The 6,293-nt window shown below is 62.1% G+C and carries 4 protein-coding genes and 1 pseudogene; 4 read left to right on the forward strand and 1 reads right to left on the reverse strand.

The window, feature by feature from the left end; translation table 11 throughout:
• Positions 1-248 precede the first annotated feature (248 nt).
• The 3 genes from F6X51_RS19120 to F6X51_RS19130 all read left to right on the forward strand — a co-directional run bounded on the left by F6X51_RS19120 (position 249) and on the right by F6X51_RS19130 (position 2,005).
• Entirely contained in the window at positions 249-737 is a 489-nt protein-coding gene (locus tag F6X51_RS19120; protein ID WP_150965263.1) for an SEL1-like repeat protein, read from the forward strand.
• A 468-nt stretch (positions 738-1,205) separates the two neighbouring features.
• Complete coding sequence (locus tag F6X51_RS19125; protein WP_150965264.1) at positions 1,206-1,541, forward strand: hypothetical protein; 336 nt, start codon at positions 1,206-1,208, stop codon at positions 1,539-1,541.
• 47 nt (positions 1,542-1,588) lie between these two features.
• Positions 1,589-2,005 carry a GlcG/HbpS family heme-binding protein gene (locus F6X51_RS19130; RefSeq protein WP_150965265.1) on the forward strand — a complete coding sequence of 139 codons (417 nt, stop codon included), beginning with the start codon at positions 1,589-1,591 and terminating at the stop codon, positions 2,003-2,005.
• 1,289 nt (positions 2,006-3,294) lie between these two features.
• Here the strand turns inward: F6X51_RS19130 and F6X51_RS19140 are convergent.
• Positions 3,295-5,499, reverse strand: coding sequence for a TonB-dependent receptor (locus F6X51_RS19140; RefSeq protein ID WP_150965266.1), 2,205 nt, complete (start codon positions 5,497-5,499; stop codon positions 3,295-3,297).
• A gap of 411 nt (positions 5,500-5,910) precedes the next feature.
• Here F6X51_RS19140 and F6X51_RS19145 point away from each other — a divergent pair.
• A pseudogene (locus tag F6X51_RS19145) lies at positions 5,911-6,293 on the forward strand (gephyrin-like molybdotransferase Glp); the annotation flags it as partial.

Consider the following 6,293-nt stretch of genomic DNA (forward strand, 5'->3'; position numbering starts at 1 on the left):
AGGTGTCCTTCGGGAGCATGTCCGCGCGCCGCCGTGCTGGGTATGCCGTGGCGAGCTTCGCTGCAATCTTCGGGCTCGTTGTGGGTGTCACCGCCCTCGTGGGATTCGGGCGCGGCGCGACCCAAATAATCAGCCCAGGTGGGCGTGCCGATGCTGGGGTTGAAGCCATCGCACGATCGCTCCGCTCGCGCGAAGCGACACTGTCTCCGCCTGCTCAAATCACGGAACAGCGGTCAACAAGCGGGAGCTTGGAAGACTGGGCTTCCGGTCTCAGCACGTTGCGCGAACAAATGCGCAGGGCATCGGAAGTGGCTACATCGCTAACGCCGTCAAAGCAAGTTGTTGCCTCTGCGGACGATCAGGCTGTTGTTGCGATGTCCGCCGCAAATGAGGCCACCGAGTCGGCCATTCCAGCAGAAGCCGCCCCAATCCTGTCGAGCGCGGCAATTGCGCCGGCTCGCAATGCGACACCGTCGACCACGGCGCTCTTGGAGCGTGCGCGTCGTTTGCTGAAGCTTGGAGATGTGGCAGCCGCCCGGCTGCTGATGGATCGAGCAGCGACCGATGGCAACGCGGAAGCCGAATTTGCCTTGGCTGAGACTTTCGATCCTTCACGTTTGGCGGCGTGGCGCGTTCGCGGAGTCCGGCCTGACACTGACAAAGCGAGGAGCTTGTACGAGCAGGCGCTGAGGCATGGCTTTGCAGAAGCTGCAACGCGTTTGTCCAGCCTGAAGTAGCCAGCCACCTGCCCCTGGACGCAGCCTGACTGCCGGAGCGTGCAATGCTCGCAGCTGTAGCTTTGCGAGTGGCTGCGGCCGACGTGATCGGCGCTCGTAGGCGCCGCGTCAGCGGCCGTCTCTCGGTTCTCGTTCGCCTTGGGAATTCAGGTCACGAGATCTTGCAGTTTCGTACCAAGAAATTAAACCTACAACATTTCCGAGTATACGCAAATCCTCTGTGCATGATGGCCGGAATGACCTGGTCGCCGCAGTTCCAAGAGGCCGCGTAGTTATTCGCCTCAGTATCTCGATTGCATCTGCGAAGGTCGTAGCCGCGAAGGAGGCCGCCGTGACGCTGCTGACCGGTGGTTCTGCCGCTCCGGTTATCCGCAGCCGCGACTGAGACTTGATCGCCGCCAACGCCCGGTCTCTCATGGGCGACGTTTGATCGGCCATGCATAGCTGTGTCTGATGTTGGAGATCTCCATGCTCACGAGAACCGCGATCTACGAGGGGACGATTCACGACGGCCAAGAGGATACGTTCTTCCAGCGTGTGCGCGACGAGCTGGAGCCGCTCTGGCGGCGCTTTCCCAACGTCGTAGCCGTACGAGTTCAACGGTTGCGCTCAAAGGACGAGGATGCCCGGCCCATCGCCATGATCCTGGAGATGGACTTCCCCGACATGGACGCGATCGAAGCCTGCCTCGCATCACCGATCCGGCCAGAATCGCATGCGGCCACCGTCGAGGTCATGAAGCTGTTCAATGGGCGCTTCTATCACTTGATCACCGAGGCCACGGTCCTGGCGCCCGCGAGCTGAAATGTGGCCGTCATTGGCGGAGCTGCTCTCGCAGAGGAGCATGGACCATGTGGACGAAGTTGGTTCTGACCACCCAGGATGCGCGGCACATCATGAATGCAGCCCGAGTTGAAGCGACGCGGCGCAGGCTCGAGGTTAGCATCGCCGTAGTTGATGATGCCGGCATCCTGATCCTGCTCGAAAGGCTCGAGGGTGCCCGCCTGCACACGCCGGACGCCGCCACACTGAAGGCCCGGACGGCTGCGATTGCCCGGACGACGACCGCGACGCTGCAGGGGCAAGTCAGCACCAACCCAGCTCTGCTGTCCTTTCCCGGGCGAATGCCGCTGAGCGGCGGGGTGCCGCTCGTCTTTCAGGAGCACATCGTTGGAGGTGTTGGATCCTCGGGTGCCCAGCCGGACGAGGATGAAGCCGTTTGTCAGGCCGCACTCGTCGCGCTTCGAGAACTACCGATCAACGGATGATCTCCGATTGGCAAGCAAAGGCAGCTTGTGCATTTGTGAAGCACGGCATTTGTCCTTCTTGAATCACGGGATGGCTGCAACTTGGCGTTACTTCTCTCAGAGCCTGTCTGAGCTCCTCGGGCGGCCGCCCCCCGCTGTCTCGCGTGCAGCCGAGAATTCCGCTTGGCGGGGCGGCGTGGTGAGCGGATGTGGACGCACCGGCATCGGACGTGTCACGAGGGGCGCCTGAAGGACCTGGTGGTGCGGTCTCCGGCCCGCCGGCAGCGACGGCGTTGCGGACGCCGGTCGGAGCCACGGCTGGCGATCATCCACACGCAGAGTATCAGGTGCACCAGGGTGCGGGCCGCGCGGCCACGACGGAGCCAAGAGCGGCCCGCCTGCGATGACGGCAGAACGCCCTCAACGATCCGGCCTGAGATCACACGCTCAAACAGGGTCTGAGGCAGTGCGCTACCGTGCAGGATGCCGCCGACCAGCAGCGGCTCGATGATGTGGCGCCCTCCCGTGGCGCGGGCGGTGGGCCTGCGGCAGCGGCGTCCCCTCCTGAGGTAGGACAGCGGGGCCATCGTGAGCTGCGACGATGCGGCGAGCCTCTTCGACAGTTAAGCCGCAGGTCGAAAGTCCATCGAGCGTGCCCACCGCGCGAGCGTACTCGGGGAGGTTGGGGCATCCCGGGAATCCAAACGCCCAGGCGGGCTCTGACGCTGTAAGCGTCATCACCAGAGCGACGATGGCAGCATGACTCCGAAATGACATAGCCGATCTCCCCTGCGACCGACGCATCCCCTCGGTTGATCAAATAGGGCGTGCCTTGTCACCGGTCAGCAGTTCGTGACGGTCCATAAGCCTTCGTGAGGCTTCCCTTCGCCAAGATCGCCCTTTGCAGGGCAGGCGGGGGGCTGCGCTGCTTGTCGCAACATGGTCAAGCTGGCACGAACTGAATGCAAGAGAGCTGTTTCAGCAGGAAATCTCCGCGCAGTTCCGACGCTCGAAGCAAAGCGCGCCTTGCTTCTGAGGCACCATTCCATCACATCAAGCCCCTGGTGGCTCGTCGACTGAATGATGAGGCCAGCTACGTAAAGTTGTAGCAAGCTCAAGCGCTCTTCATCCGTTTCCTCGCCGCCGAGGATGAGCCGACGGTGACGCATGGAGGAGAGCAGACCGATCTGCTGATCGGTGGGCTCAAATATGGTTGCTCGCCTCGGGAGAGCCGGGGCTGGCCTGGCCTTGCTGACCGGCTGCGATGAAGCACGCTTTGACACGCTGCACGCCCTGACAAGCAAGCGTGCTCAAAATCTCACGATGACTTGAGCCCGGATGGTGCGCGGCGCTCCTGGGGTGATGTTGTTGTTGTTGTCGGCCGTGTAAATGTAGCGCCGGTCGAAAATGTTCTCGATGTTCAACTGCGCCCTGGTAAACTCATTGACCTGGTAGAACAGGCCGAGGTCGAAACGATTGTAGCTTGGCAACCGGATTGTGTCGTCCGAACTGGCATAGGTATGCGTCTGGTAGATGTAACCGAGACCGATCGAGAATTCCTTCGTGACAGCGAACTTGTTCCACAGTGAGAACGAGTTGAAGGGCACGAGACCGACTGTGTTGCCCTTTACGATCGTGGCCGAGGTGGCGCTGTCGATCCGGGCATCGGTGAGGGCATAGCCGCCCGCGACCTGCCACCAGTCGGTGACGTAGCCGTTGGCACCGATCTCGATGCCCTGCGTGTTCGTCTTGCCCGAGAGGATGAAAAAGCCCGGATTGTTCGGGTCGGCCAGCCGCTGATTGGTGCGGTCCAGATTGTAGGCGGCGAATGTGAGTTGGAAGGCCGGGTTGACGTCGTACTTCGCGCCGACCTCCAGGTTCTGGAAGCGCTCCGGCTGCGCGATCACGAGGCCAGGGGTGAGCGTGCCGATCTGGTCGCCCGAACTCGGCAGATAGGACACGCTGTAGCTGCCGTAGAAGGCAAGATTTTCCAACGGCTTGATCACGAGACCGGCGCGGGGCGAAACGAGGTCGTCGATACGCGCGTTCGTCACGAATGTGCGCTGATCGGTCGATGCGAAGTCGAAGTGGTCGTAGCGCAGGCCACCGATGATCTGCACGTAGGGGTTCAGCTCGATCTGGTCCTGTGCATAGACAGCCGCGACGCCAAGGTTATAGCGGGAATTTGCGTCCGAGCCGCCGTTATTGCGGAAGGTGACCGGCAGGCGCGTGATCGGGGCGAGCGGGTTCACCACGACGCTGGTGGCGAGGTTGGATCCAAAGAACGCTGTTTCGCGGAAGGCCGAGCCCTCCTGGTAGCCAAGTTCGAAGCCTCCGAGCAGGGTGTGCTTCACGTCACCGGTGAGGAATTTGTAGGTAAAGTCGTTCTGGTTGAAGTAATTCGTCCGGGGCGTCTCATTGCGATAGCCCGTGATGGTCACCGCCGTACCGGCATTGTTCACAGCGCCACCCGGCAGGGTGTTCTGGTAGTAGCGATCGTAATCTGCAAAGCGGAACTGGCTGTGAAGCTGGACACCGCTCTCGAAGAGGTGGTCGAGTGTTGCGGTCGCGATGTTGGCGTCGACCTTGGTGAAGTTCACGTCCGGATTGCCGAAGAACGTGCGGATATTGTTGCGGTAGTTGTAGGCGCGGCCGAATTGCGAGGGGATGCCGCGATCGGGGAAGCGGTCGTCGTGGAAGTACTCGTAGGAGAGCTTCAGCGTGGTGACCGGGTCGATCAGGAACGTCATCGTCGGGTTGACGCCGTAGCGCGTCAGCTCGCCGAACTGGCGATAGGTGCCGCTGTCCTCGAACACGCCGTTGAGGCGGAAGAAAGCGCTGTCGCTGATGCGGTCGCCGACATCGACCGCCACGCGCTTGTCGCCGAACTGGCCGCCGCCGGCCACGATCTCGCGAACCCGCAGGCCGTCCGCTTCCTTGAGGACGCGATTGATGATGCCGCCGCCGCCGCCGCGGCCGAAGATCAGTGAGTCCGGCCCCTTCAGCACCTCGATGCGGTCGATGTTGTAGAGGTCGCGGAAGTACTGCACGTCATCGCGCACGCCGTTGACGAAGAAGTCCGCGCTGGTGCTCTGGCCTCGGATGATCGCCTGGTCGCGGTTGTTCTCACCCTGAGCCGGGATCACGCCCGGCACGTAGCGGAGCTGATCGGTGAGGTTCTGGAAATTCTGGTCCCGGACCTGCTCCTGGGTGACGATCGTAACGGATTGGGGCGTGTCGATCAGCGGCGTGTTGGTCTTGGTTGCGCTGCGCGTCTGCTTGGTCAGGTAGCCGATTGTGATGCCACCCTGAGGCCCAACGACACCGCCACCCTGTCCTTCGACGCTGAGCTGGTCGAGGGTCACCGCCCCGGCGCTTGGGCCGAAGCCGATAGCGCGATCAGCGGCTCGGTCCGGCACGACAGGAGCAGCTTGCTCCTGTGCCTGTGCCAGCGTGACAGCGCTCAGACAGACAGAAGACAGCAGGATACGCAAAGACAGACAAGAGGCAGGCATGACGGTCCTCGTGCTCGCTCGTCAGCCATCGGGTATGGAAGATCGCGGTGGATGCTGCGAGCGACTAGGATTCGAGCGTGTATCCACTGGCGCGACGCAAGCAAGCGGAGGTAGAAGATCATCCAAGCCTGTAGATTTTACTTGATCTAATGAAAGATATTTGGGACACCTTAACATGTTGAGGCGGCGGCGCTTTTCTCCCTTCCGCCCTCACACGCTTTAATCCGCTTCCAGCGAAGATTTTTGACATTGTTGCTGAAATGCTACGCCATCTCGGAACGATGAGGCCTTCAGCAGGTGTCAATCCCTCACAGCAACCCGCTGCCCGAGTGATCCTTGGAGGTGGACCGTGCTCAAAAACAGCGGTTTCCGAAACCGTGGGTTAGCCCTATCGCATTCCGGAAAATCCGAATGCGGCCGGGCAAGGCGACGATGTTCGGTGTTCTCGGAGGGCTGCCGGTCCTCAGCCTTCCGGGAAATGCCGTGGCAGCCCTCGTGAATGCCCTCGTCTTCCTCAAGCCGACGCTGTCCGCCCTGGCCGGCCTCGGCTTCGACGAGGTCCCACGGGACTGCGCCGTCCTGGCGGCTCCGCTCTCCGCGGTCGGGCCGCGCGACACGTTCCTGCGGGGGCGGCTCGATCGAGGGGCGGATGGCCGGCCAACGTTCACCGCGATGGCCATGCAAGACACGGCCATGCTGTTGGGTCTCGCGAAAGCTCACGCACTGACCATCCGGCCAGCGAACGCCCCGCCTGCTCAGCCGGGGGAGATGATCGAGGTGATCCGCTTCGATCG

The sequence above is a fragment of the Methylobacterium planeticum genome (assembly GCF_008806345.1).
Taxonomy (GTDB): Bacteria; Pseudomonadota; Alphaproteobacteria; order Rhizobiales; family Beijerinckiaceae; genus Methylobacterium; species Methylobacterium planeticum.